This window comes from Streptomyces inhibens (assembly GCF_003389455.1).
Taxonomy (GTDB): domain Bacteria; phylum Actinomycetota; class Actinomycetes; order Streptomycetales; family Streptomycetaceae; genus Streptomyces; species Streptomyces inhibens.
The window spans coordinates 19,752-43,782 of record NZ_QUAC01000021.1; the positions used below are offsets into that span (position 1 = coordinate 19,752).

A 24,031-nucleotide genomic window follows, 5' to 3' on the forward strand; every position below is an offset into this window, starting at 1 on the left:
CCGCCGTTATCCGAGATCGGGATAAGGCGGAAATCCGTGGACCAAAGCGACGGTCCTGGAGCGGGCCGTACCGTCCTCCTGGAGCGCCGCCACGATCAGCTCGGCGACCGTCCGCATCTCGGCCTCGCCCATGCCCTGCGTCGTCACCGCGGCGGTGCCGAGCCGGATGCCGGTCCTGCGGTCCACGGGCGCATCGGTGCAGGGCAGCGCGCAGGTGTCCAGCACGATCCCGGCGGCCGCCAGCCGGCCGCGGGCGGTGCGCGCGTCCAGGCCCAGGGGCGCGGTGTCGGCGGTGATCAGATGGGTGTCGGTACCGCCGGTGGTGATCATCAGGCCCTGTTCGGCCAGCGCCCCGGCGAGCGCGCGGGCATTGGCGGTGACCTGATGGGCGTACGTGCCGAAGGCGGGCGTGGCGGCCTCCGCGAAGGCGACGGCCTTGGCGGCGACGGAGTTCATCTGTGCGCCCCCTTGGGTGAAGGGGAACACCGCGCGGTCGATGCGCTCGGCCAGCTTCGCACCGCACAGAATCAGCCCTCCGCGCGGTCCGCGCAGCACCTTGTGGGTGGTGCCGCACACCACATGCGCGTACGGGACGGGGCTGGGCGCCGCTCCCCCGGCGATCAGCCCCAGGGGGTGTGCGACATCCGCGATCAGGTAGGCGCCGGTCTCGTCGGCGATATCGCGGAAGGCGGCGTAGTCGATGTGCCGGGGGTAGGAGATCGAGCCACAGACGATGGCCTTGGGCCGGCGGGCGCGGGCCAGCTCGCGGATCGCATCGTAGTCGAGCAGTCCGGTCTCCTCGTCGACGCCGTAGCCGGCGAAGTCGAACCAGCGGCCGGAGAAGTTGGCGGGCGATCCGTGGGTGAGGTGTCCGCCGTGCGGGAGGGACATGGCCAGGACGGTGTCTCCAGGGCGCAGCAGGGCGGCGTAGGCGGCCAGTACGGCCGAAGACCCGGAGTGTGCCTGGACGTTGGCGTGTTCGGCGCCGAAAAGGGCCTTGGCGCGCTCCACCGCGATCCGCTCGGCGAGGTCGACGATCTCGCAGCCGCCGTGGTGCCGGGCGCCCGGATAACCCTCGGCGTATTTGTTGCCCAGCGGGGAGCCGAGGGCGGCGAGGACGGCCGGTGAGGTGAAGTTCTCCGCGGCGATCAGCTGCAGCCCGTCACTCTGGCGGGCGCTCTCGCCGAGCACCACGCCGGCGATCTCGGGGTCCTGGCGCAGCAGCGCGCCGAAGTCCGGCGCACCGGCCGGCCGGGTGACACCGTCGCGGGCCGCGGCGCGCGCCCGGTCCTCGATCGTCTCGGTTTCGCCGGCACCGGCGGGGGGATCGGTGGCCGGAATTCGACTGTCCGGGGTCTCGCTACGGGGTGACGCGGTGGTGGCAGGCATCGCTTGCTCCGGGCCTCGTACGGGGACGTAGTCCCAATGTAGGCGCGGTGGGGCGATCGGGCGCGGTGTGCGGGCCGCTCGGGGGCCCGTGGGTCCCGTGGGGCCCTGTGGAGGCCTGTGGGGTCCGCGCCCGCGCCCGTGACCGTCAGGCGCGGGCCGGGAGTCCCGTAAGGGCCGTGACGACCGGGTCGAGGGCCTGGTTGATCTCGTCCCCGATGGAGCGGAAGAAGGTGATGGGGGCGCCGTAGGGGTCGTAGACCTCGTCGGACTCCGGGTTGGGCGCCAGCAGCCAGCCGCGCAGCGCGGCGGCGGCGCCGACCAGTGCGCGGGCCCGCTCGACCAGCCCGCCGTCCGGCAGGTCCGGGTCGGGCTCGGGCAGCGTTGCCGGGTCTATGGCGCGCACCAGCCGGTTGAACTCCTTGAGCGTGAAGGTGCGCAGCCCCGCGGAGTGGCCCATCGAGATGACCTGGGCACGGTGGTCCCGGGTCGCGGTGAGTACCAGGTCGGCGCGGATGACGTGCTCGTCGAGCAGCTCACGGCCGATGAAGCCGGCCGGGTCGGCGCCGTAGTCGGCGAGCACCGTCGCGGCGTGCGCCTCCATCGGGGCGCCTTCGTGGCCCCAGGTGCCGGCGCTCTCCACGAGCAGCCCGCCGCTGCGGTGCGCGCCGAGCCGCAGTTCCAGGGCATGGCGGTGCAGCCGCTCGGTGATCGGCGAGCGGCAGACGTTGCCGGTGCTGACGTGGAGAATCCGAAAAGGGGATGCCGGGGGCAGGAGGGTGTCGTCGCCCGGTCCCGCTATGCCACGCCCCAGGGGCGCCATCAATTGGCCACCTCGAGCTCGGGTACCACCTTGCGCAGCTCCTCCGCGCTGATCGCGCCCGCGCGCAGCAGCACCGGGATCTTGCCGGTGACATCGACGATCGAGGACGGCACGGCGGCAGGCGTCGGACCGCCGTCCAGGTAGACGGAGACCGAGTCGCCCAGCATCTCCTGTGCGGCGTCGCAGTCCTGCGGGGACGGGTGGCCGGTGAGATTGGCGCTGGAGACGGCCATCGGGCCGAAGTCGGTGAGCAGCTCGATCGCCACGGGGTGCAGCGGCATCCGTACGGCGACCGTGCCGCGGGTCTCGCCCAGGTCCCAGGTCAGCGACGGCTGGTGCTTGGCGACGAGGGTGAGCGCGCCGGGCCAGAAGGCGTCGACCAGCTCCCAGGCCTGCTCGGAGAAGTCGGTGACCAGGCCGTGCAGGGTGTTGGGGGATCCGACGAGGACCGGGGAGGGCATACCGCGCCCGCGGCCCTTGGCCTCCAGCAGGTCGCCGACGGCCTCGGCGCTGAAGGCGTCCGCGCCGATGCCGTAGACGGTGTCGGTCGGCAGCACGACCAGCTCGCCGCGGCGGACGGCCGAGGCGGCCTCGCGCAGACCGGTCGCGCGGTCGGTCGCGTCGCTGCAGTCGTAACGCCGTGCCATTTAACGGACCTCCTCGTGCGGAACGGATACATCGGATGCACCGGTGCCGGATGCATCGGGCGTCGAAACGGGTCGCGTCATGGCGTCGCCCGGCGCGCGGTGGCGAAACGGGGCCGGTTGTTGAGGTCGGGGTGGTCGGCCGCGTCGGCCCAGCCCCGCTCCTCGGTGAAGATCCATGGCACCTGTCCGCCCTGGGTGTCGGCGTGCTCGATGACGACCACTCCGCCGGGCCGCAGCAGGCGGTGTGCGGTCCGCTCGATGCCGCGGATGGTGTCCAGGCCGTCCTCGCCCGAGAACAGCGCGAGCTGGGGGTCGTGGTCGCGGGCCTCGGGTGCGACGTACTCCCACTCGGTCAGCGGGATGTACGGCGGATTGGAGACGACCAGGTCGACCTGCCCGTCCAGTTCGGGAAGCGCGGTCAGCGCATCACCCTGGTGGAGAACGACGCGGGACCCCTCGACGTTCTTGCGGGCGTACTCCAGGGCCTCTTCGGACAGCTCCACGGCGTGCACCCGCGAGCGCGGGACCTCCTGCGCCAGGGCGAGGGCGATGGCCCCGGAGCCGGTGCACAGGTCGACGATCAGCGGCTCGACGACGTCCATGGCGCGTACCGCGTCTATCGCCCAGCCGACCACCGACTCGGTCTCCGGGCGGGGCACGAACACCCCTGGCCCGACGGCGAGTTCGAGATAGCGGAAGAAGGCGCGGCCGGTGATGTGCTGGAGCGGCTCACGGGCCTCGCGGCGGGCGACGGCCTCCCAGTAACGGGCGTCGAAGTCGGCGTCCTTGACGTTGTGCAGCTCACCCCGTTTGACGCCGTGCACGAACGCGGCGAGTTCCTCGGCGTCGAAGCGCGGCGAGGGCACACCGGCGTCGGCCAGCCGCTGGGTGGCCTGGGCCACCTCGGCGAGCAGAAGGTTCACGGGGCCTTCCTCCTAGTGCGCTGCGTCTTCATTGTGCGGTCCGCCGTCGATCGGCCGGGGGTCCGGGGGTTTCCCCCCGGGGGGATGAGGTACAGGTCTTGCTGCCCTACTGGGCGGCGGCGAGCTTGGCGGCCGAGTCGGCATCGACGCATGCCTGGATGACCGGGTCGAGCTCGCCGTCGAGCACCTGGTCCAAGTTGTACGCCTTGAAGCCGACCCGGTGGTCCGAGATACGGTTTTCCGGGAAGTTGTACGTACGGATGCGCTCGGAGCGGTCGACCGTACGGACTTGGCTGCGCCGGGCGTCCGACGCCTCGCGCTCGGCCTCTTCCTGGGCCGCGGCGAGCAGCCGGGAGCGCAGGATCCGCATCGCCTGCTCCTTGTTCTGGAGCTGGCTCTTCTCGTTCTGGCAGGAGACGACGATGCCGGTGGGCAGGTGCGTGATGCGGACCGCGGAGTCGGTGGTGTTGACGGACTGGCCGCCGGGGCCCGAGGAGCGGTAGACGTCGATCCGCAGGTCGTTGGGGCCGATCTCGACCTCGACCTCCTCGGCCTCGGGCGTGACCAGCACACCGGCCGCGGAGGTGTGGATGCGGCCCTGCGACTCGGTGGCGGGCACCCGCTGGACACGGTGCACCCCGCCCTCGTACTTCAGCCGCGCCCAGACGCCCTGTCCGGGCTCGGTGGCACCGCCGCCGCCCTTGGTCTTCACGGCGACCTGGACGTCCTTGTAGCCGCCGAGGTCGGACTCGTTGGCCTCAAGGATCTCGGTCTTCCAGCCGGCCCGCTCGGCGTAGCGCAGATACATCCGCAGCAGGTCGCCGGCGAACAGCGCCGACTCCTCGCCGCCCTCGCCGGCCTTGACCTCCAGGATGACGTCCTTGTCGTCGCTGGGGTCGCGCGGGACGAGCAGCAGCCGCAGCTTCTCGGTCAGCTCCTCGCGCCGGACGTCGAGCTCCTTGACCTCGCCTGCGAAGTCCGGGTCGACCGCGGCGAATTCGCGCGCGGTCTCCATGTCCTCACCGGTCTGCTTCCAGTCGCGGTACGTCGCGATGATCGGGGTCAGCTCGGCGTAGCGCTTGTTGAGCCGCATGGCCTCGCGCTGGTCGGCGTGGACCGCGGGGTCGGCCAGCCGCTTTTCGAGATCGGCGTGCTCGCCGATCAGTTCTTCGACCGCCTCGAACATCGTGGGGTTCCTCTGCTGGCTGCTGTGGTGACCGGGGGACCTGGGGCGCCGGGCACATCGGGTGCCGCGCCGCGGGCCCCGGGACCCCCGTAAGGGAGCCAAGGGCCAGGGCGACGCCGCGGGAATCCGGGAGACACCCCCGGATCCCCGGCAAAAAAGGCGCCGGTCCGGTCACCCCTGGGCAGGGGCGACCGGAGACCGGCGCCTTGTGCGTCGCTACTTCTTCGCGGCCGCGGCCTTGCCGAAGCGGGCCTCGAAGCGGGCCACGCGGCCGCCCGTGTCCATGATCTTCTGCTTGCCGGTGTAGAACGGGTGGCACTCGGAGCAGACGTCGGCGCGGATGCTGCCGCCGGCGACGGTGCTGCGAGTGGTGAAGGACGCGCCACAGGTGCAGCTGACCTGGGTCTCGACGTACTCCGGGTGGATGTCGCGCTTCAAGGGATTCTCCTAGGTTCGGGAGTGCACCGGGTCGTATCGCGGGTTGCGTCACGTGAACCGGGGCCGACGGTCCAGTCTGCCAGGACTAGCCGTATCTCCCAAAACCGGGGTTCGTGCGCAACTATTCCCTCGCGGATTCCGGGGCCCGCCGGGCCCCGGAACCACACCGTCCGCCTACTTGACGTAGTTGTCCGTGCCGCCCTTGTCACCGGCCGAGCCCTTGATCGCGGACTTGGGGATGTCCTTGTCCTGCCGCAGCGCGTCCCAGACCAGCCGGCTCTGCTTGGCCAGCGGCAGCACCCGGTCGGGGTCGGCGGTGTCGTACGCCACCGGCAGCGTCATCATGTCGATGTTCTCCGACCCGATGTTGCCCAGGCTCTTGGCCAGCCCGGTCAGTTCGCCGACCGAGTTGAGGTCGGTGTCGGTGGTGATGGCCTTGGTGGCCGTGTCGGCGATGTCGTAGAGCTTGGTGGGGTTGGTGAGCACCCCGACGTTCTTGACCTGGTTCATCAGGGCCTTGATGAACGTCTGCTGCAACTGGATGCGGCCCAGGTCGCTGCCGTCGCCGCCGGGGACGCCGTGCCGGGTCCGTACGAGACCGAGCGACTGCTCGCCGTCGAGCGTGTGCTTGCCGGGCTCCAGATGCAGATGGCTCTTGTCGTCGTTGATCGCCTTGCTGGTGGTGATCTCCACCCCGCCCAGCGCGTCGATGAGCTTCTTGAAGCCGGTGAAGTCGACCTCGATGAAGTGGTCCATACGGATCCCGCTGATCGACTCGACAGTCTTGACCGCGCAGGCCGGCCCGCCGACCTCGAAGGCGGTGTTGAACATCACCCGCCGCGCGCCGGTTACGGTCCTGCCGTCCTTGGTGCAGTCGGGGCGCTTGATCAGGGTGTCGCGCGGGACGCTGACGACGGAAGCCTTCTTACGGCCCTTGTACACGTGCACGATCATCGCGGTGTCGGAGCGCGCGCCGCCCTCGTCCTTGCCGTACTCATCGTTCTTGCCCGCGCGGGAGTCGGAGCCCATGACGAGGATGTCCATCGAGCCGTCGTCGACGTTCTTCGGCCGGTCGTGCCCGAGGGCGGCGTTGATGTCGACGCCCTTGAGATTGCCGTTGAGCTTGAAGTAGACGTACCCGAGTCCGGCGCCACCCAGCAGTACGACGCTGACCAGCGCGCACAACGTGATGGTCAGAGCTCGGCGGCGCCGGGCCGGCCCCTTGCGCCGGCGGCCCGTGGCACGTATGCCGCGGGCACGGCTTTCGGCCGTCTGCGCGGTCCCGTTGCTGTCCGCCATCTGCTCCTCAGTCCTTGTTCGCTCGGCTGCCCCTCGCCGCCACCGTGCTGCGTGCCGTCACGGCTTGTTGCTCCTTGTCAGACGGGAGGTCGACGGGAAGGGTTGCACAGCGAGTCATGAGTGCTTTCTTAGAAAATTTCCGCGGCGGTCCACGAGGGCGCGCGAGCGTCGCCCGTCCCACCTGGGCTTTCGTCCCGTTTTCCGGCATGGCTGGAACCGTGCGGGTTGCACCCGATCTGTGCGGAAGGTCTCAGGCAGGCCGCCCGCTCAGCCCTTGGAGCGCGGCGCAGGTCACATCCCGCCCGTCGGTGGCCCGCACCGTACGGGGCACCCCAGCGCAAAGCCCCCCTCACCCGTAAGAGCGAGGGGGGCTTTGTGTACGGCGCGAGGAAGCGCCCTACGGGCGTCAGTCGTTGTTGCCGCCCATACCCGGCGTGGTCTTCTGGATCTGCAGCAGGAACTCCGCGTTGGACTTCGTCTGCTTCATCTTGTCCAGCAGCAGCTCGATCGCCTGCTGCTGGTCCAGGGCGTGCAGCACCCGGCGCAGCTTCCAGACGACGGCCAGCTCGTCGCTGCCCATCAGGATCTCTTCCTTACGGGTGCCGGACGCGTCCACGTCCACCGCCGGGAAGATCCGCTTGTCGGCGAGCTTGCGGTCGAGCTTGAGCTCCATGTTGCCGGTGCCCTTGAACTCCTCGAAGATCACCTCGTCCATCCGCGAGCCGGTCTCGACCAGCGCGGTGGCCAGGATGGTCAGCGAGCCGCCGTCCTCGATGTTGCGCGCGGCGCCGAAGAACTTCTTCGGCGGGTAGAGCGCGGTCGAGTCGACACCACCGGACAGGATGCGGCCCGAGGCCGGGGCGGCGAGGTTGTACGCACGGCCCAGACGGGTGATCGAGTCCAGCAGGACGACGACATCGTGGCCCAGCTCCACCAGGCGCTTGGCACGCTCGATGGCGAGCTCGGCGACGGTGGTGTGGTCCTCGGCCGGACGGTCGAAGGTCGAGGAGATGACCTCGCCCTTGACCGACCGCTGCATGTCGGTGACCTCTTCGGGACGCTCGTCCACCAGGACGACCATCAGGTGGCACTCGGGGTTGTTGCGGGTGATCGCGTTGGCGATCGCCTGCATGATCATGGTCTTACCGGTCTTCGGCGGCGCCACGATCAGACCACGCTGGCCCTTGCCGATCGGCGAGACCAGATCGATGATCCGGGTCGTCAGCGCGCCGGCCTCGCCCTCCAGCCGCAGTCGGTCCTGCGGGTAAAGGGGCGTCAGCTTCCCGAACTCCGGCCGTCCGCGGCCCTGTTCGGGCGCCACGCTGTTGACCGTGTCGAGCCGGACCAGCGCGTTGAACTTCTCGCGCCGCTCGCCGTCCTTGGGCTGGCGGACCGCGCCGGTGACGTGGTCACCCTTGCGCAGACCGTTCTTACGGACCTGGGCGAGCGAGACATACACATCGTTCGGGCCGGGCAGGTAGCCGGAGGTCCGGATGAACGCGTAGTTGTCGAGGATGTCGAGGATGCCCGCGACCGGGATCAGCACATCGTCCTCGGACACCTGCGGCTCGTTGCCGAACTCCTCACGGCCACCACGGCTACGGCCCCGGCGGTCGCGGTAGCGGCCGCGACGGCCACGGCGGCCGCCCTCGAAGTCGTCGTCCTCTTCGGTCCGGCGGTCGCGCTGACGCTGGCCGCCCTGGCTGCCCTGGCCGCCCTGACCGGCGTCGCCCGCGTCGCCCTTACGGCGGTCGCCGCGGTCACGGTCGCGCTGACGCTGGCCGCGCTCGCCGCGCTCCCCGCGCTCGCCCTTCGGCCCGCGCTCCTGGCGGTCGCCACGGTCCTGACGCTCGACGCCCTTGGCGGGCCGGCCCTCGCCGGTCTCCTGCGGGGACACCGCGGTCTCGGTCCTGGCCTCGGCCTTGACCTCGGTCCTCGTCTCGGCCTTGGTCTCGGTCTTGAGGTCGCCCGAGGCGGCCTCAGGGCTGCCCGCGGCGGCGGTGGCGCGGCGCCGGCGGCGCTCGCCGGCCGGCTGCTCGTCGCTGACCGGCTGGCCCGGGATGTCGATCTGCTGCTGGGCCCCGGCCTTGTCCGCGGCCTTGGCGGCCTTGTCGGACTTGCCGGCGGCCGGCTCCGTGCCGCCCTCGCCGGTGCGGGCCTTGGAGGTCGTACGGCGCTTGGGCTTGGTCTCGGTGTCGGCGGGCGCGTCGGCCTTGGCCGCGGAGCCCGAGCCCCCGGCCTGCCTCTCCTTGATGACCTCGATCAGCTGGCTCTTGCGCATCCGCGCGGTGCCCTTGATACCGAGGCCGGAGGCGACCTGCTGCAGCTCTGCCAGGACCATGCCGTCAAGGCCGGTGCCGGAACGGCGGCGCCGCGTGGTGGCGGCGGGAGCGTCCGTGGCGGGCGCGGTGGCACTGCCGTCGGTTCGCGCGCCCATCAGATCGGTGGTGTCGCTCACGAAGGGTCCTTCCCTGGAGCGGGCGTCGGCCTGTCTGGCTCGGCGACCGGTTGTGCTGTCCGGCTGGGTCCTTGGTCTTGTGGACCGGGCCGGGGCGGTGGTCCCGCCGGAAGTGGCGGAGAGAATCAGTTCATGGCTCCGGCGTGAAGAGATGCACAGTGGCCCATGTCGTCACGCCGATTCCGGAGCGTGCTCACTACTGCTCAGGCCATTGCTCCAAGCAGTTTGGGAGGCTCCCGGAAGAAAGTGGTCCCGATGGGGGACACGAAGCACCGCGCCACTCAGGCGTCGAGTACTGACTTGAGGTTAACACTACCGGATCCAACAAACATTCCCCCTCTCCAAGACCGGCAATCGTCGATCACCCGCGTGATCACCCGGCGAGCGGCAGCACACAGGCTCCTGCCGCATCGAGGGTCAGCCGGTTGGCCGCCCACCCCTCTCCCGCCAGCGCCGCGACCTTCTCGGCCGCCGCGTCCTCGACCAGCGCGAGCACCGTCGGGCCCGCACCGGACACAACTGCGGGGACGCCGTCCGCGCGCAGTCGGTTCACCAGGGCCACGCTCTCCGGCATCGCGGGGGCGCGGTACTCCTGGTGAAGTCGGTCCTCGGTCGCGGCGAGCAGCAGCTCGGGGCGCCTGGTCAGGGCCTCGACGAGCAGTGCGGCGCGGCCGGCGTTGGCCGCGGCGTCCACATGCGGGACGGTACGCGGCAGCAGTCCGCGGGCGGTCTCGGTCAGCACCGGCTTCCCGGGCACGAAGACCACCGGAACGATGGAATCGGCGGGATCCATCCGGATCGCCCGCGCGGTTCCGGTGTCCATCCAGGCGAGCGTGAAGCCGCCCAGCAGACAGGCGGCGACATTGTCGGGGTGACCCTCGATCTCGGTGGCCAGCTCCAGCAGCGCGGCGTCGTCGAGCTTTTGCTCGCCGCCTATCGTCACGGCGCGGGCGGCGACGATACCGGCGCAGATGGCTGCCGAGGAGGACCCCAGACCGCGGCCGTGCGGAATGCGGTTGGCGCAGACGATTTCCAGGCCGCGCGGCTGTCCGCCGAGCAGCTCGAAGGCGGTGCGCATCGACCGTACGAGCAGGTGGCTCTCGTCACGCGGCAAGGTGTCGGCACCCTCACCTGCGATGTCGATGTGCAGCCCGGAGTCGGCGACACGCACCACGACATCGTCGTACAGGCCCAGGGAAAGACCCAGGGCATCGAAGCCGGGACCGAGATTGGCGCTGGTAGCGGGGGTGCGCACCCGGACGGCGGCGGCGCGGAACGCGGGACCGGCCATCGCTCGATGACTCTCCTTGATTGATGCTGCGGTACTGCCCCGGAGCGCCGCGGCACCGAAATGCCCGGCCGGCTCCTGGGGTCTGTTCTGACCTGCCCTGAACACCACTGCGTTATGCCGTGGGGAGGGGAGTTGGCTGCCAGCCTATCGAAGGAAGGTTCTGTCGCGACATAGGGCGCACAGGAGGCGCACGATGCGTGTCGCACATCTTCCTGTGCCCCGGCGCTGCCTTCCAGGGGCTTTGCAGCCTTTGCACAATTTGCTGTGCGAGTGGTGACGGGGCGCTCACCGCCCCGTCACCGTATGCCGTACGCGCAGGTCACTGCCCGTACGGCCGCGCTCTAGGCGAGCCCGAGGCGCTCGGCCGCGGCGTCCGCGTCGATCGGGATCGTGACCGGCTGCGGCGCTCCGGCCACCGCCCAGTCCGGGTCCTTGAGACCGTTGCCGGTGACCGTGCAGACGATGCGCTGGCCCGGGTCGACCTTGCCCTCCTCGGCGGCCTTGAGCAGACCGGCCACCGAAGCGGCCGAGGCGGGCTCCACGAAGACGCCCTCCTGCGCGGCCAACAGGCGATAAGCAGCAAGGATTTGACGGTCGGTCACGTCGTCGATGAAGCCGCCGGACTCGTCCCGCGCCTGCTCCGCGAACTTCCACGAGGCGGGGTTGCCGATGCGGATCGCGGTGGCGATGGTGTGCGGGTCCTTGACGACCTCGCCGCGCACGATCGGCGCGCTGCCGGAGGCCTGGAAGCCCCACATGCGCGGGGTGTGCGTGGCGATGCCGTCGGCGGCGTACTCCTTGTAGCCGCGCCAGTACGCGGTGATGTTGCCGGCGTTGCCGACGGGCAGCACATGGATGTCGGGCGCGTCGTCGAGCATGTCGACGATTTCGAAGGCGGCGGTCTTCTGGCCCTCGATACGCACCGGGTTGACGGAGTTCACAAGTGCGACCGGGTAGTTGTCGGACAGTCCCCGGGCCAGCGTCAGACAGTCGTCGAAATTTCCGTCGATCTGCAGGATCTTCGCGCCGTGGACCAGCGCCTGGCCCATCTTGCCGAGCGCGATCTTGCCCTGGGGGACGAGCACGGCGCAGACCATGCCGGCGCGGACCGCGTAGGCGGCGGCCGAGGCGGAGGTGTTGCCGGTGGAGGCGCAGATGACGGCCTTGGCACCCTCCTCCTTGGCGCGCGTGATGGCCATCGTCATGCCCCGGTCCTTGAAGGAGCCGGTGGGGTTGGCACCCTCGACCTTGAGGTGTACCTCGCAGCCTGTGCGCTCGGAGAGCACCTGGGCCGGTACGAGGGGAGTGCCGCCCTCCCGGAGGGTGACGACCTCGGTCGTGTCGCTGACCGGAAGCCGGTCACGGTATTCCTCGATGATTCCGCGCCACTGACGGCTCGCGGTGGAATTGGCAGACATGGGTTCCTTTACTCCCCTTCGACCCGCATGATGCTGGCGACACCGCGCACGGTGTCCAGCTCGCGCAGTGCCCCGACGGTCGACGACAGGGCCGCGTCGGCCGCTCGGTGGGTGACGACGACGAGGGATGCCTCGCCGTCCTTGCCCTGCTGACGGACCGTATCGATCGATACCCCGTGTTCGGCGAAGACCGTCGCGACCTGCGCGAGAACGCCGGGCTTGTCGGCCACGTCGAGACTGATGTGGTACCGCGTGATGACCTCGCCCATGGGGCTCACGGGCAGGGCCGTGTACGCGGATTCACCCGGCCCGGTGGCACCGGCGAGCTTGTTGCGGCAGACCGCCACCAGGTCGCCGAGGACCGCGGAGGCGGTCGGCGAGCCGCCCGCGCCCGGTCCGTAGAACATCAGCTGACCGGCCGCGTCGGCCTCGATGAAGACCGCGTTGTACGCCTCACGGACGGAGGCGAGCGGATGTGTCAGCGGGATCATCGCGGGGTGCACCCGCGCGGTCACGGACGCCCCGTCCGCGGCCCGCTCGCAGATGGCCAGCAGCTTGACGGTGCAGCCCATCCGCTTGGCGGAGGCCATATCGGCCGCGGTGACCTCTGTGAGGCCCTCGCGGTGCACATCGTCGATGGTCACGCGGGTGTGGAAGGCGATACCGGCCAGGATCGCGGCCTTGGCGGCGGCGTCGAAGCCCTCGACATCGGCGGTCGGGTCGGCCTCGGCGTATCCGAGCGCGGTCGCCTCGTCCAGCGCCTCGCTGTAGCCGGCCCCGGTGGAGTCCATCTTGTCGAGGATGAAGTTGGTCGTGCCGTTGACGATGCCGAGCACCCGGTTGACCTTGTCGCCGGCCAGCGACTCGCGCAGCGGCCGCACCAGCGGGATCGCACCCGCGACGGCGGCCTCGTAGTAGAGGTCCGCGCCATTGGCCTCGGCCGCCGCATGCAGCGCCGCGCCGTCCGCGGCAACCAGCGCCTTGTTGGCCGAAACCACGCTCGCGCCGTGCTCGAAAGCGGTGGTGATCAGCCCACGGGCCGGCTCGATACCGCCGATGACCTCGATCACGACATCAATGTCGCCGCGTTTGACGAGCGCGGTCGCATCGGTGGTGACCAGCTCGGCCGGGACACCTTCGCGCACCCTGTCGGGGCGGCGGACGGCGATCCCGGCGAGCTCCACGGGCGCACCGATGCGGGCGGCGAGGTCGTCGGCGTGCGTCGTCATGATGCGCGCCACCTCTGAGCCGACGACACCACAGCCCAGGAGCGCCACCTTCAGCGGACGCGTACGCATCATTCGACCTCTGCTTCTCATCGATCAGCGATTCAGCTTGCTAGTGCACCAGTCTCACGCACCGGACGGCAGTTTCCGTCCGTCGTCCGGATGCCGAGACATTTATTTCATCCGGGGCCGGGCCCCGGCGATCCGGCCCTACCCGACATCCAACCGCAGGAGATCTTCCTCCGTCTCCCGCCGGATGATCACCCTCGCCTCGCCGTTCTTGACGGCCACGACCGGCGGCCGCAGCGCATGGTTGTAGTTGCTCGCCATGGACCGGCAGTACGCACCGGTGGCCGGCACCGCGAGCAGATCGCCGGGCGCGACATCCGCCGGCAGGAACGCGTCCCGCACGACGATGTCCCCGCTCTCGCAGTGCTTGCCGACCACCCGCGACAGCATCGGCTCCGCGTCCGAGGTCCGCGATACCAGCGCCACGCTGTACTCCGCGTCGTAGAGCGCCGTCCGGATGTTGTCCGACATCCCCCCGTCGACGGACACATATGTCCGCAGCCCTTCCAGCTCCTTGACGGTGCCGACCTCGTAGAGCGTGAAGGCGGTGGGGCCCACGATCGCCCGCCCCGGCTCGACCGAGAGCCGCGGCACGCTCAGCCCGGCCGCCGCGCACTCCCGGCTGACGATGTCGCCCAGCGCCTTGGCGATCTCGTGCGGCTCGCGCGGATCGTCGTCCGAGGTGTACGCGATACCGAGCCCGCCTCCGAGGTCGATCTCGGGCAGCTCGATACCGTGCTCGTCGCGCACTTCGGTCAGCAGCTGCACCACACGGCGCGCGGAAACCTCGAAGCCCGCCATATCGAAAATCTGCGACCCGATATGGCTGTGAATCCCGATGAGCTCAAGACCGTCCAGCTTCAGCGCACGGCGTACGGCCTCGGCCGCCTGTCCACCGGCCAGCGCAATTCCGAACTTCTGGTCCTCGTGTGCGGTCGCGATGAATTCATGCGTATGCGCCTCGACACCGACCGTGACCCGGATCTGGACCCGCTGCCGCTTTCCCAGCCGCTCCGCGATATGCGCGACGCGCACAATCTCCTGGAACGAATCCAGCACGATCCGGCCCACCCCGGCCTCCACGGCCCGGGTGATTTCCTCGGCGCTCTTGTTGTTGCCGTGCAGCGCGATCCGCTCGGCCGGCATCCCCGCCGCAAGCGCCGTGGCCAGCTCGCCTCCGGAACAGACGTCGAGGTTCAGCCCCTCTTCGTCCAGCCATCGCACGATGGCCCGGGACAAGAACGCCTTCCCGGCGTAGAACACATCGGCTCCCGGCCCGAAGGCGTCCTTCCAGGCCCGGCAGCGCGCCCGGAAATCGTCCTCGTCCAGGAAATACGCCGGCGTCCCGAATTCCTCGGCAAGCGCGGCGACATCGAGCCCGCCGACGGTGAGCACACCATCGGCATTGCGCCGGACCGTACGGGACCAGACGCGCGGGTCAAGGGTGTTGAGATCGGCAGGCGGCCCGGCGTAGTGCCCCTCGGGCAATACGTCAGCGTGCCGGGGCCCTGCGGGATGCGCGGAACGACTCATAGCAGTGAGGATCCCCTCAAGATCATTCAGAGGTATTCAGGAGCGGAGATGCCGAGCAGACGCAGGCCGTTGGCGAGCACCGTCCCACTGGCCTCGGCAAGGGCCAGCCGGGCACGGTGCACGGCCAAGGGTTTCTGCTCCCCGACGGGCAACGGCGGAAAGTCGTCATGCCACCGGAAGAACGCGTCCGCCGTCGCCTCCAGATGCCGCACCACCCGGTCCGGCGCCCGCAGCCGCGCGGCGACTTCGATGTCGGAGGGGTAGGTGGCAAGGAGGGTGAGCAGGACCTGGAGCGACTGCGCCGCGGACCCGCCGAGCGCCTGCCCCACATCCCCCGGCCGGCCCTCGAACCCCAGCTCGGCCGCGTTGCGCACGAGCGCCCGCACCCTCGCGTATGCGTACTGCACCCGAAACCGCGGATTGCTCTCCCGCTGCACGGGCCGCTCGGGCACCCGCACCGGATCATGCGCGGCGGGCCGCAGCAGAACCCAGCGCGCTTCGTCGGCCCCGAGGCGGGCGGTGAGGACGGCCAGCTCATCGGCAGCCCGCTCATCGACGACATACGCATCGTCGCCGACAGCACCGACTGCACCGGCCACGTCCGGCAGGCACTCCCCCGCAGCCACCCGAATCCGCCCCAACGCCTCGGCCACGGCCAGCCCTCGCGCACCATCGAGAGACGGCACACGGACCGGTACACGGACCGGTTCACGGACCGGTTCGCGGGCGGACGTTCGGACCGGCGAGGGACCCGGCACTTCCCCACGGCCACCGGCGCCACGCTCTCCATAAGCGGCACCCCGCGCCAGCACATCCCGTACCAGCGCGACCTGCGCCCCGTCCCCGAGCGTGAAATTCAAGAACCCCGGCCCGGCGATCTCGACGCGGGCGATCCCGGCGCTCCCGACCAGCCGCTTCCGCAGAATCTCGGCGACCTCCCGGGCCGGCCGCCCCGCCTGCTGGGCGAGCTGCAGCGCGACATTGGAGGCGTAGTCCCCACACCCGGGCCGCGGCGGCGGCTGCACCACGATCCGCGCCGGCACAGGCACGGAGAGCTCCTGCTCCTCAACGGCACCACGCACGGAGCGCAGGACGGTACGGGAGAGCTCAGCGGGGGTCACGGGACAAGCGTATGGGAGAACAGGGGTGGACATGCGACCCGGTTTCGCCCTATGGACACTCCGCGCGCCACTTCAGCACGGCCTCCAGGGCTCACCCTCCGGCGCCGCGCCCCCTTCCTCATCGCCTTACTCATCCCCCGGGCCGGGCCACGGACGCCCCGGATTCCCCACCCGCGTCCACCATCCCCACTCCACCGGCCGCACCGGCCGCCGGACTCCCACCGGACGCGACAGCCCCACCGGCCGCCATGACCCCATCGGAGTCCATGACCCCATCGGACACGGCAGCCTCACCGGTCGCCATGCCCACGCCGGACGAAGCAACGCACTCCTCCCCGCTACTCCGCTCCCCCTCCTCGCCGCCCCCTCCCCCGCTCTCTTCCCCGGCCCCGGCCCCGGCCCCACCCTCGGGCCCACGCTCCCGCTGCCGGCCCTCGCGCACCAGCTTCCCCACGGTCCGCACCAGCTCGGTCGGCTCGAAGGGCTTCGCAAGAAAGGCGTCCACGCCCACCGACTCACCGTTGTCCATATCGCCCTGGCTGCAGGCGCTGACGATGGCGATCGGGATGTCCCACGTCCGCGGATCGGAACGCAACCGTGCCGCGGTGTGCAGACCGTTGAGCCTCGGCATCACGACATCAAGGGTCACGACATCAGGTCTCACGTGGTGCACGACATCCAGACATTCGGCACCATCAGCCGCGGTCACGACCTCGAAGCCCTCCAGCTCGAGATTGACCCTGATCAACTGCCGGATCACCTTGTTGTCGTCCACAACAAGGATCCGACCGGACAAGCCAGGCACACCATGAGACTAGGGCTCCACCTGCGACTGCGTCCCGGTTTTCCCCACTTCCGCCCCCATGCGGGGGACCTTTCCCCGACCGCCGCCGACACACCCACGCCATGCGCTAAGGACTCTCCCCACCCCTTCCCCGCCTCCCCCGAAACCTGTTCATGAACACCCCATCAGAGCTGGTAGTGTTCTACCCGTCGCCGCACAAAACGGTGACAACGCCCCCGTAGCTCAGGGGATAGAGCAACGGCCTCCGGAGCCGTGTGCGCAGGTTCGAATCCTGCCGGGGGCACTTCGCAGGAAGTGCCTGAAGGACCCTCCATCCAGTGAACACTGGGAGAGGGTCCTTTTCATATTCGTCTTCGGCGGTTGCGCTTCACGCGCATAAGGATCGGCATCCCGTCACTCTCCCTCCGAGAATCCGTCGGTTTCCGGGCCGCGGACATCGGACGCAGGACGATCGGCTCCGCTCCGGGCCGTCCGGTCCGGCGGAGGAAGCCGGACCGAGGGGTGCGCCCGCTCACAGGCCGTGTTCGTCGAGTCTCCGCATCAGGTTGCGCTTGCGTTTCTGGTCGGCGCGCAGGTCTGCGAGGTACCGCGTGAACTCGGCCTCCGTGCCCAGGGCTCGATGGCAGGCGCGGGCCGAGAGCAGGAGTTCTGTCATGCGTTCGTAGGCGGGATGGCCGGTCTGCTGCTTCAGCGGGGTGAGGGCACGCAGGTAGACGGGCAGGGCGTCGGCGGGGTGTTGCTCGCGTACGGCGTCGGCCAGGCGCACCCATTGAGCGAGGGTGGTCGGAACGCTCGGTGCCGTTTCCCAGGCGGTTTCGGCGTCGCCGTCGTCGAGCAGCGCCTCGATCAGGACCGGGCCGGTGTGGGGGCGGCGGCCGGTGTGTTCCCCGGTGGCGTCGGCGCGCAGGAGAGCCAGGGCGCGAGGGCGTTCGGCGGACCAGCAGTGGGCGGTCCGGCAGGCGGTCCGCAGGCTGCGGTACGTGCCGAGTGTGCCGTGGTGGCGAACGTCGTCGCGGCGTAGGCGTACCAGGTCGGTGAGGCGGCCCGCCTCCTCGTAGCGGTGTGCCAGAAATTCGACGAGGCGCCGGTCGCGTGGCGGGGCCGTTTCGGTGTCGGACAGGCCGCGTTCGGCCCATGTCATGGCCTCGTCGCGGCGGCCCGCCCGGTCCAGTTCGAGGACGATGGCCAGGTGCGTGGAGCCGTCCGGCTCAAGGTCGGTGGAGAGGGCGGTCACCAGCTCGTCCACCCTGCCGTCGGCCTTGAGCACGGACTCCAGCACATAGCGCTCGGTCCAGCCCGAGGGATGGCCGCGGTGGGCTTCGTGTGCCAGGCGCCTCAGCTCCGCCCGGCCGGGCTCGCCGAGAATTTCCCGGTATGCGGTGGGGTCGAGTTCCGGCAGGTGGCTCCAGTCGCCGAGGAGGTGGGCGGCGAGCCACTCGGCGGTACGGCCGGATCGGGGAGGAGGAGGCGGCAGGCCTCCAGGTGTGCCTGCGCCATGTCCTGGGCGGCGTCGGAGAGTTCGCCGTCCGAGTCGTCGATCCGCTCGACGGCCTCGCCGATCACTTTGATGGCGGTTTCGGCCAGTGTGACCGCCTCGGCATCCTGCTCGGTCGCAGCGAGGGCGCGGATGGCGGCTGCCGCCTCGGTGAGCTGTGCCGCGTACCCGGCGGCGGCGCGTCGGTCGACGACGCCGTACTGCTCGAAGGGGCGGGTGTCGAGCAGGCGGAGGATGTGGGCGCGTACGGCGAGGGTGTCGGAGCCGGCCGCGGCGGCGCGCAGTTCCAGGCGGCGGTGGAACTCGTCGTCCCTGGCAAGTTGTTCCCTCAGCAGTTCCCTCAGTTGGTCACGGTCGAGGGAGTCCAGCCAGCCGTCCAGGGTCTGCGCCCGCCGGGTCGTCTCGGCGCGCAGCCGCGGGAGGTCGTCCCGCCGGTCGAGAGCGGTGAGCCCGACGGCGACTCAATGCTTGCAGAAGTGTCCGTCCTGGCCGTAGGGGCAGTCACAGGAGCCGGTGAGGCGGGGGCCGGCCAGGAGCAGGACGACGTGGTAGGGCTCGGAGCCGTACACGGTGGCGGTGATCCGGTCTTCGGCGGCGGAGAGTTCCGCCACGTGGGAGAGGTAGTTCTGGCCGCGTGCGAAGGAGCGTGCTCCCGCCAGGCGGGAGAGGTCCTCTTCGGTGAAGGGCGGACCCATGGCATCAGGGCGCGGGGATCGAGTGCTCATGATCGGGCCCTGTCTTCCCGGATTTCCTTCTCGTACGCGGTGTCCCGGCCGTCCCTGGCCTGAAGCTCTTCGCGCTGCCGACTGTAAGTGCGCCGGTACAGCGGAACCTGGAACTGCTTCTCGCCCTGGACGAGTTTGCTGAACGTGGTCTCCTGCGCGTGCACACGCGTCCCCGCCCGGCGTTGTGCCGCTGACGGCCATGATCTCGCACCTGCATGCCGCGGTCAGGGAAAGCCGGAACACCCTCCGCGTTTCCGGCGTGCTTCAGATACCAAAACCGGGCACTCGGCTCAGATGCCAAGTGCCCGGTCATGGTCGGACGGGGACGATGGACCTCGGGGTCAGCCGTCGAGGCGGACCGGGAGGGATTCGATTCCGTAGACGATGGAGAGTTTGCGGAATTCGAGGTCCTCCGGTTTGGCCGCCAGGCGCATGTGGGGGAAGCGGCGTACCAGGGCGGGGTAGGCGGCGCGGAGTTCCATGCGGGCCAGTTCGGCGCCGACGCAGCGGTGGATTCCGTAGCCGAAGGCGAGGTGGGACGGGACATTGCGCGAGGGGTCGAACTGTTCCATGTCCGGGCCCAGTTTGCCGTCCCGGTCCGCACCGCTCAGTGAGCACAGCACCACATCTCCGGAGGCGATCTGGACGCCACCGATTTCCAGGTCCTCGCGGGCGAAGCGCGGGAAAGCGACCTGTACGACGGTCAAGTAGCGGAGGAGTTCCTCGACGTAGCGGTCGACGACGTCATCGCCGTCGTTGAGGGCCGCGAAGTGCTTGGGGTCCTGGAGGAGGACCAGGGCGCCGAGCGCCAGCATGCTGGCGGTGGTTTCGAAGCCGCCGGTGAGGACGCCGTCGGCAAGGCCCGCGAGTTCTTCGTCGCTGACCGAGTCGCCGTGTTCCTTCACGATCATGCCGAGCAGGCCGTCGCCGGGGTTTTCGCGCTGCTTCTTGACGATGTCCCGGAAATAGGAGAGGGATTCGGATATGGCACCGAAGGAGGCGTTTGCGCCGCTGAAAAGGTCGAAGCGGGCGGCGCTGAGGCGCTCGAAGTCGGCGCGGTCCTCGTAGGGGACTCCGAGGAGTTCGCAGATAACGAGGGACGGGATGGGGAGGGCGAAGGAGTGGACTATGTCGACCGGGTCGCCGTTCTTTCCCGCCTGCTCCATGGCGTCGAGGCGTTCCTCGACGATCTCGTGGATGCGAGGGGTGAGCCGGCCGAGACGGCGCATGGTGAATTCAGGCGTCAGGAGCCGGCGGAGACGGGTGTGTACGGGCGGGTCGGCGAATCCGAGGCCGCCGGGATTCTGTTCGGCACCGGCGCCGGCCTTGCCGACGAGGTTGGTGAAGTCCGAACTGAAGGCATTGGCCTTTCCGAGCACCGCCTTGATCTCGTCGTAGCCGGTCACCAGCCAGACGTTGGCGGCTATCGGTACGGGAAGCTTGCTGATGGGCTCCCGCTCCCGGACGGCTGCCAAATCGCCCACAGGGTTGAGTCCATCGCGCCGCAATGGCATCAGGACGGACTCGGGCAAGAAAGACATTCGAGACAGGTCGAAGCCTTTCTTCTGTGTTCTCGCCAGATACATACGGCCGGCCCAGGCGATGATCCGGGAACGGAGAGTCGTCATGACGCTAATACTGCCTTTCGTCGAGGGGGACGGTCACCCGCGCTCGGCGCCCCAAGGGAGCCGGGACAGCGCGGGACCTCCCCTCGGCGTGCACGGGTGTGACGTACGCCATAGCCCCTCGCTCACGGTGGTCATGGCGCAGGTCCATGCCATCGACCGGTGTCTCGGTCGTCCGCATCAGCGTGACGAGCTCGGCCTTCTTCTATTCGGTCTGGAAGAGTTTACAAACTGCCATTGGGCGCGTTCACGGAACAACCCGGAACAACCCTGGGTCGCCCCCGGGTAGTCCCTGATTCTTCCCTTAGGCATGCCAGATCGGGGGGCGGCCTCTCGTCGGGTGAGCCTCTCGGCGAGCGGGGCTCTCGTCGGGTACACCTTCGGCCGCGCGCCCCTCGATGGAGGCGCCTGCCGCTATGCGGGGCCGGTGCCTTCGCGTACCTCCATGTGCGCCACCTTGCCGTCGCGGAAGGTGTAGACGTGGTCGATGGTTCCGTCGGACCAGTGGTCGCCGTTCGCGTCCCGCAGGCCCTGGCGTACGTGGACGGCGATGCGGCCGTCCTGCTCCGCGGCCATTCCCTCGATGCGTACGAGGGGATGCGCGACGGCGAACTGGCGCTTCCAGTAGGCCAGCACGCCGTCGACGCCGTGGATCCGCTTGCCTTCCAGGACGTTCGGCCAGTCGACGTCCGGGTGGAATTCGGCTCGGGTGAGGTCGTCGACGTCCTGAGTGTTGAAGATCTCGTACATGCGGTGGAGCAGGTCCGCCTGGGCGGCGGGGATTTCTTCGGTCGGCATGAGGAGCAGCAAAGCGCATTCCGGGGAACGGGGTGACTCGTTCCGTTTGTGGCGAACGGAACGAGTGGCGGGTTGCGGAGCGGTGCGATGCCGGTGAGTGGGCTGCGGGGGTCGCCCGATGGTGTGTGCGGGTGGGTGTTCGGGTCACCGCACGGTGCGATGGCGAGGCGGTGAGGGTGACCGGGGCGGCGGGGTCTTCGGGTGCTTGGTTGGGGGGCTGGTCGGGGGGATTGATCGGGGGGCTTGATCGGGGGGCTTGATCGGGGGGCTTGATCGGGGGGCAAAAGGGGCACCGAAGGAGGCGAGTTGGGGGCTGCGCGGTGCTGTCGGTGGACTGTGGCGCCCCGGGGCGGATTGCCGGGGCTCGGCGACCGGAGGGCTTCGTCACGGAATGTGATGAGTTGCGGACCCTCCGGGGCCTCTCTAGCGTGAGAAGAGAGCGAGGTAGGCGGCGTGACGCGACGCGAGACAGCGGTGCGCATGGCAGAGGGAAGCCGGAGGCCGCACTCGCAGCCGGGGAAGGGTGCAACAGGCACCGCGCCGGCGGGGCACCAGGCCCCGACCCGTCCGTCAAGCGACGCCCGGCGACTTTGTTCGATCACCCGCGACTCCACTCGATTCACCCCGCAGGGACTCCCCTAGGGCTCTCCCCTTCGCAGGAGGAAGCGCATGTTTCCGAAATCGAAGTCCGGCAAGTTTGGCCTGTGTGTCGTTTCCGGTGCGTTGGCCGGCGCCGTGGTGGCCGGCCCGGCGGTGGCGGCCGACGACGATGAGGGCGAAGGCGAGGTCCGCGCCCGGTACGAGGGCCGGGTCGTCGCCAGGTCGGGCCTGGTGGTGCGTACGGGGCCGAGCACCGACTACAGCGCGGTCGGTTCGAAGGAGTACGGGGCGGTCGTGGGCATCACCTGCCAGCTCAACGGGCAGCGCGTCAGGGGCAACCCGGTCTGGTACAGGCTCAGCGATGCCTCGTACGCCTGGTCCTCCATGCGCGACATCGTGAACGACGGGGAGGATCCCCAATGGTGCTGAGGCTCCTCACCGGCGCCCGGCGCGCTCCGAGGAGAGCGGGTACGCCACGAACGTCGTATCCGACATAACGGAAATAGCGGCCGCCGCTTGCTACGTTGCCAGGCATGACGGCAATGGCAAGGTCGGCGGCCGCGGCGCGCCCGGTGGACGCTCCCCCACCCTTGCCGCTACTGCCCAGGCGGCGGGGCATCGAACTGGCCCTCCTCCTGGGTGCCGTCCTCATCAGCGTCTGCGGGTATGTCGTCGTGGGCCTCGCCAGGTGGCATGCCCTCCCGGCCGGCGCGGCCCGCTACGGCGCGGGGCTCGGCGGGCTCGCGCTGCTCGCGCATCTCGCCGTACGCTTCCGCGCCCCGTACGCCGATCCGCTGCTGCTCCCCACCGCCGTGCTGCTCAACGGGCTCGGGCTCGTACTGATCTTCCGGCTCGATCTGGAGACCCCGGCCGACCACGCCGCGCCCACCCAGCTGATGTGGTCGACCGTCGGCGTCGCGCTCTTCATCGCGGTGGTGCTGCTGCTGCGCGACCACCGCATGCTCCAGCGGTACGCCTATGTCTGTGCGGCGCTCGCACTGCTGCTCATGGTCGCGCCGATTCTGTTCCCGGCCATCAACGGGGCGAAGATCTGGATCCGTATCGCCGGATTTTCCATTCAGCCCGGAGAGTTCGCCAAGGTTCTGATCACCGTCTTCTTCGCCGCCTATCTCGCCGCCAACCGCAGCGCGCTGGCGCACACCGGCCGCCGTATGGGGCGGCTGCGGCTCCCCACCGGCCGGGTGCTCGGGCCGATCGTCGCGATCTGGCTGGTCAGCGTGGCGGTGCTGGTCCTCGAACGCGATCTGGGCACCTCGCTGCTCTTCTTCGGGATCTTTGTGGTGCTGCTGTACGTGGCCACGGGACGGACCGGCTGGATCGCGATCGGGCTGATCCTGGCGGGTGTCGGGGCGACCGCCGTCGGCAAGCTGGAGCCGCATGTGCACAGCCGGGTCGCGGACTGGATGCATCCGTTCGCCGGTATCGCGGCGGGCAAGGGGCCCGGTCAGCTCGCCCAGTCGCTGTTCGCGTTCGCCGAGGGCGGGTTGCTCGGCACCGGCCTCGGCCAGGGCCACTCGTATCTGATCGGCTTCGCCATGAAGTCCGACTTCATCCTGGCGACCTTCGGCGAGGAGCTGGGGCTGGCCGGGCTCACCGCGCTGTTCCTGCTGTACGCGCTGCTGGTGGCGCGCGGTTACCGTGCCGCGCTCGGGCTGCGGGACCCGTTCGGCAGCCTGCTGGCCGTGGGCCTCGCCGCGCTGCCCGCTCTCCAGGTCTTCGTCATCGCGGGCGGCGTGATGGGGCTGATCCCGCTGACGGGGATGGCGATGCCGTTTCTCGCGCAGGGCGGGTCGTCCGTCGTCACGAACTGGATCATCATCGCGCTGCTGCTGCGGATCAGCGACCGGGCGCGGGCGCCACGGCCGGAGGGGAGCGGGGCGGGGAGCGGTACGAAGAGCGAACCGGAGGGCGGGAGAGGGAGCGGGACGGGGAGCGGAGCGGGGAGCGGGAAGGGGCCTGGTGCGGGGCCGGGTGCGGGGCCGGGGAGTGATGACGCCGTGCGCCAGGCGGGGAGCGATGCCGCGTTCGGGTCGGTGAGCTGGGTGACCGGGTTCATGAAGCAGACCCAGAGCGAGCAGAACCAGAGCCGGCCACCCCGCAGCGGGCAGGCGCAAAAGCCGAGTCGGGCGCAGAAGTCGGGTCAG

The 24,031-nt window shown here is 69.9% G+C and carries 21 protein-coding genes, 1 tRNA gene and 1 pseudogene; 3 read left to right on the forward strand and 20 right to left on the reverse strand.

What is annotated here, in order from left to right; genetic code table 11:
• Positions 1–6 precede the first annotated feature (6 nt).
• The 14 genes from DY245_RS03665 to DY245_RS48105 form a co-directional block, all read right to left on the reverse strand.
• Positions 7–1,389 carry a serine hydroxymethyltransferase gene (locus DY245_RS03665; protein ID WP_128503410.1) on the reverse strand — a complete coding sequence of 461 codons (1,383 nt, stop codon included), beginning with the start codon at positions 1,387–1,389 and terminating at the stop codon, positions 7–9.
• Between the two features lie 145 nt (positions 1,390–1,534).
• Positions 1,535–2,212: an arsenate reductase/protein-tyrosine-phosphatase family protein gene (locus DY245_RS03670; RefSeq protein WP_425329338.1), complete on the reverse strand. Its 678-nt coding sequence runs from the start codon at positions 2,210–2,212 to the stop codon at positions 1,535–1,537.
• Positions 2,209–2,856 (reverse strand): L-threonylcarbamoyladenylate synthase, encoded by a 648-nt coding sequence (locus DY245_RS03675; protein ID WP_128503412.1) that lies wholly within the window; start codon positions 2,854–2,856, stop codon positions 2,209–2,211. Before DY245_RS03675 ends, DY245_RS03670 begins: the two co-directional genes overlap by 4 nt.
• A gap of 77 nt (positions 2,857–2,933) precedes the next feature.
• Positions 2,934–3,779, reverse strand: a complete 846-nt coding sequence (gene prmC / locus DY245_RS03680) for a peptide chain release factor N(5)-glutamine methyltransferase (protein WP_128503414.1) — start codon at positions 3,777–3,779, stop codon at positions 2,934–2,936.
• 106 nt (positions 3,780–3,885) lie between these two features.
• A complete protein-coding gene (gene prfA / locus DY245_RS03685; protein WP_128503417.1) occupies positions 3,886–4,965 on the reverse strand; it encodes a peptide chain release factor 1 in 1,080 nt (359 codons plus the stop codon).
• 216 nt (positions 4,966–5,181) lie between these two features.
• Positions 5,182–5,403, reverse strand: a complete 222-nt coding sequence (gene rpmE / locus DY245_RS03690; RefSeq protein ID WP_033266704.1) for a 50S ribosomal protein L31 — start codon at positions 5,401–5,403, stop codon at positions 5,182–5,184.
• A 174-nt stretch (positions 5,404–5,577) separates the two neighbouring features.
• Positions 5,578–6,702 carry an LCP family protein gene (locus DY245_RS03695; RefSeq protein ID WP_128503419.1) on the reverse strand — a complete coding sequence of 375 codons (1,125 nt, stop codon included), beginning with the start codon at positions 6,700–6,702 and terminating at the stop codon, positions 5,578–5,580.
• 406 nt (positions 6,703–7,108) lie between these two features.
• Positions 7,109–9,160, reverse strand: a complete 2,052-nt coding sequence (gene rho, locus DY245_RS03700; RefSeq protein ID WP_128503421.1) for a transcription termination factor Rho — start codon at positions 9,158–9,160, stop codon at positions 7,109–7,111.
• Between the two features lie 373 nt (positions 9,161–9,533).
• Complete coding sequence (gene thrB / locus DY245_RS03705; RefSeq protein WP_128503424.1) at positions 9,534–10,451, reverse strand: homoserine kinase; 918 nt, start codon at positions 10,449–10,451, stop codon at positions 9,534–9,536.
• A gap of 341 nt (positions 10,452–10,792) precedes the next feature.
• Complete coding sequence (thrC, locus tag DY245_RS03710) at positions 10,793–11,869, reverse strand: threonine synthase (protein ID WP_128503426.1); 1,077 nt, start codon at positions 11,867–11,869, stop codon at positions 10,793–10,795.
• An 8-nt stretch (positions 11,870–11,877) separates the two neighbouring features.
• Positions 11,878–13,170, reverse strand: coding sequence for a homoserine dehydrogenase (locus tag DY245_RS03715; protein WP_128503429.1), 1,293 nt, complete (start codon positions 13,168–13,170; stop codon positions 11,878–11,880).
• A gap of 135 nt (positions 13,171–13,305) precedes the next feature.
• Positions 13,306–14,697 (reverse strand): diaminopimelate decarboxylase, encoded by a 1,392-nt coding sequence (gene lysA, locus DY245_RS03720; RefSeq protein WP_128503431.1) that lies wholly within the window; start codon positions 14,695–14,697, stop codon positions 13,306–13,308.
• A gap of 26 nt (positions 14,698–14,723) precedes the next feature.
• Positions 14,724–15,818, reverse strand: coding sequence for an ArgS-related anticodon-binding protein NrtL (gene nrtL, locus DY245_RS03725; RefSeq protein ID WP_128503434.1), 1,095 nt, complete (start codon positions 15,816–15,818; stop codon positions 14,724–14,726).
• Between the two features lie 130 nt (positions 15,819–15,948).
• Complete coding sequence (locus DY245_RS48105; RefSeq protein WP_425329339.1) at positions 15,949–16,593, reverse strand: response regulator; 645 nt, start codon at positions 16,591–16,593, stop codon at positions 15,949–15,951.
• Between the two features lie 241 nt (positions 16,594–16,834).
• Between DY245_RS48105 and DY245_RS03740 the strand changes: the two genes are divergently transcribed.
• Positions 16,835–16,906: transfer RNA gene (locus DY245_RS03740), tRNA-Arg, on the forward strand.
• 228 nt (positions 16,907–17,134) lie between these two features.
• Here DY245_RS03740 and DY245_RS45740 read toward each other — a convergent pair.
• The 6 genes from DY245_RS45740 to DY245_RS03755 all read right to left on the reverse strand — a co-directional run bounded on the left by DY245_RS45740 (position 17,135) and on the right by DY245_RS03755 (position 21,266).
• Positions 17,135–17,902, reverse strand: a complete 768-nt coding sequence (locus DY245_RS45740; protein ID WP_244942810.1) for a hypothetical protein — start codon at positions 17,900–17,902, stop codon at positions 17,135–17,137.
• A gap of 56 nt (positions 17,903–17,958) precedes the next feature.
• Positions 17,959–18,186, reverse strand: a complete 228-nt coding sequence (locus tag DY245_RS45745; protein WP_244942811.1) for a hypothetical protein — start codon at positions 18,184–18,186, stop codon at positions 17,959–17,961.
• Positions 18,187–18,579: 393 nt separating this feature from the next.
• Positions 18,580–18,843 (reverse strand): SWIM zinc finger family protein, encoded by a 264-nt coding sequence (locus DY245_RS45750; RefSeq protein ID WP_244942812.1) that lies wholly within the window; start codon positions 18,841–18,843, stop codon positions 18,580–18,582.
• On the reverse strand, positions 18,840–19,007 hold the full coding sequence (locus DY245_RS44100) for a hypothetical protein (RefSeq protein WP_181923507.1): 168 nt from the start codon (positions 19,005–19,007) through the stop codon (positions 18,840–18,842). The genes DY245_RS45750 and DY245_RS44100 overlap by 4 nt, the downstream gene beginning before the upstream one ends.
• Before the next feature lie 177 nt (positions 19,008–19,184).
• Positions 19,185–20,471 (reverse strand): cytochrome P450, encoded by a 1,287-nt coding sequence (locus DY245_RS03750; RefSeq protein ID WP_128503436.1) that lies wholly within the window; start codon positions 20,469–20,471, stop codon positions 19,185–19,187.
• Between the two features lie 411 nt (positions 20,472–20,882).
• Positions 20,883–21,266 carry a nuclear transport factor 2 family protein gene (locus DY245_RS03755; RefSeq protein WP_128503438.1) on the reverse strand — a complete coding sequence of 128 codons (384 nt, stop codon included), beginning with the start codon at positions 21,264–21,266 and terminating at the stop codon, positions 20,883–20,885.
• Between the two features lie 669 nt (positions 21,267–21,935).
• Between DY245_RS03755 and DY245_RS03760 the strand changes: the two genes are divergently transcribed.
• Both DY245_RS03760 and DY245_RS03765 read left to right on the forward strand, forming a co-directional pair.
• Positions 21,936–22,295, forward strand: coding sequence for a hypothetical protein (locus DY245_RS03760; RefSeq protein ID WP_128503440.1), 360 nt, complete (start codon positions 21,936–21,938; stop codon positions 22,293–22,295).
• A gap of 113 nt (positions 22,296–22,408) precedes the next feature.
• Positions 22,409–23,765: pseudogene (locus DY245_RS03765) on the forward strand (FtsW/RodA/SpoVE family cell cycle protein); the annotation flags it as partial.
• Between the last annotated feature and the right edge of the window lie 266 nt (positions 23,766–24,031).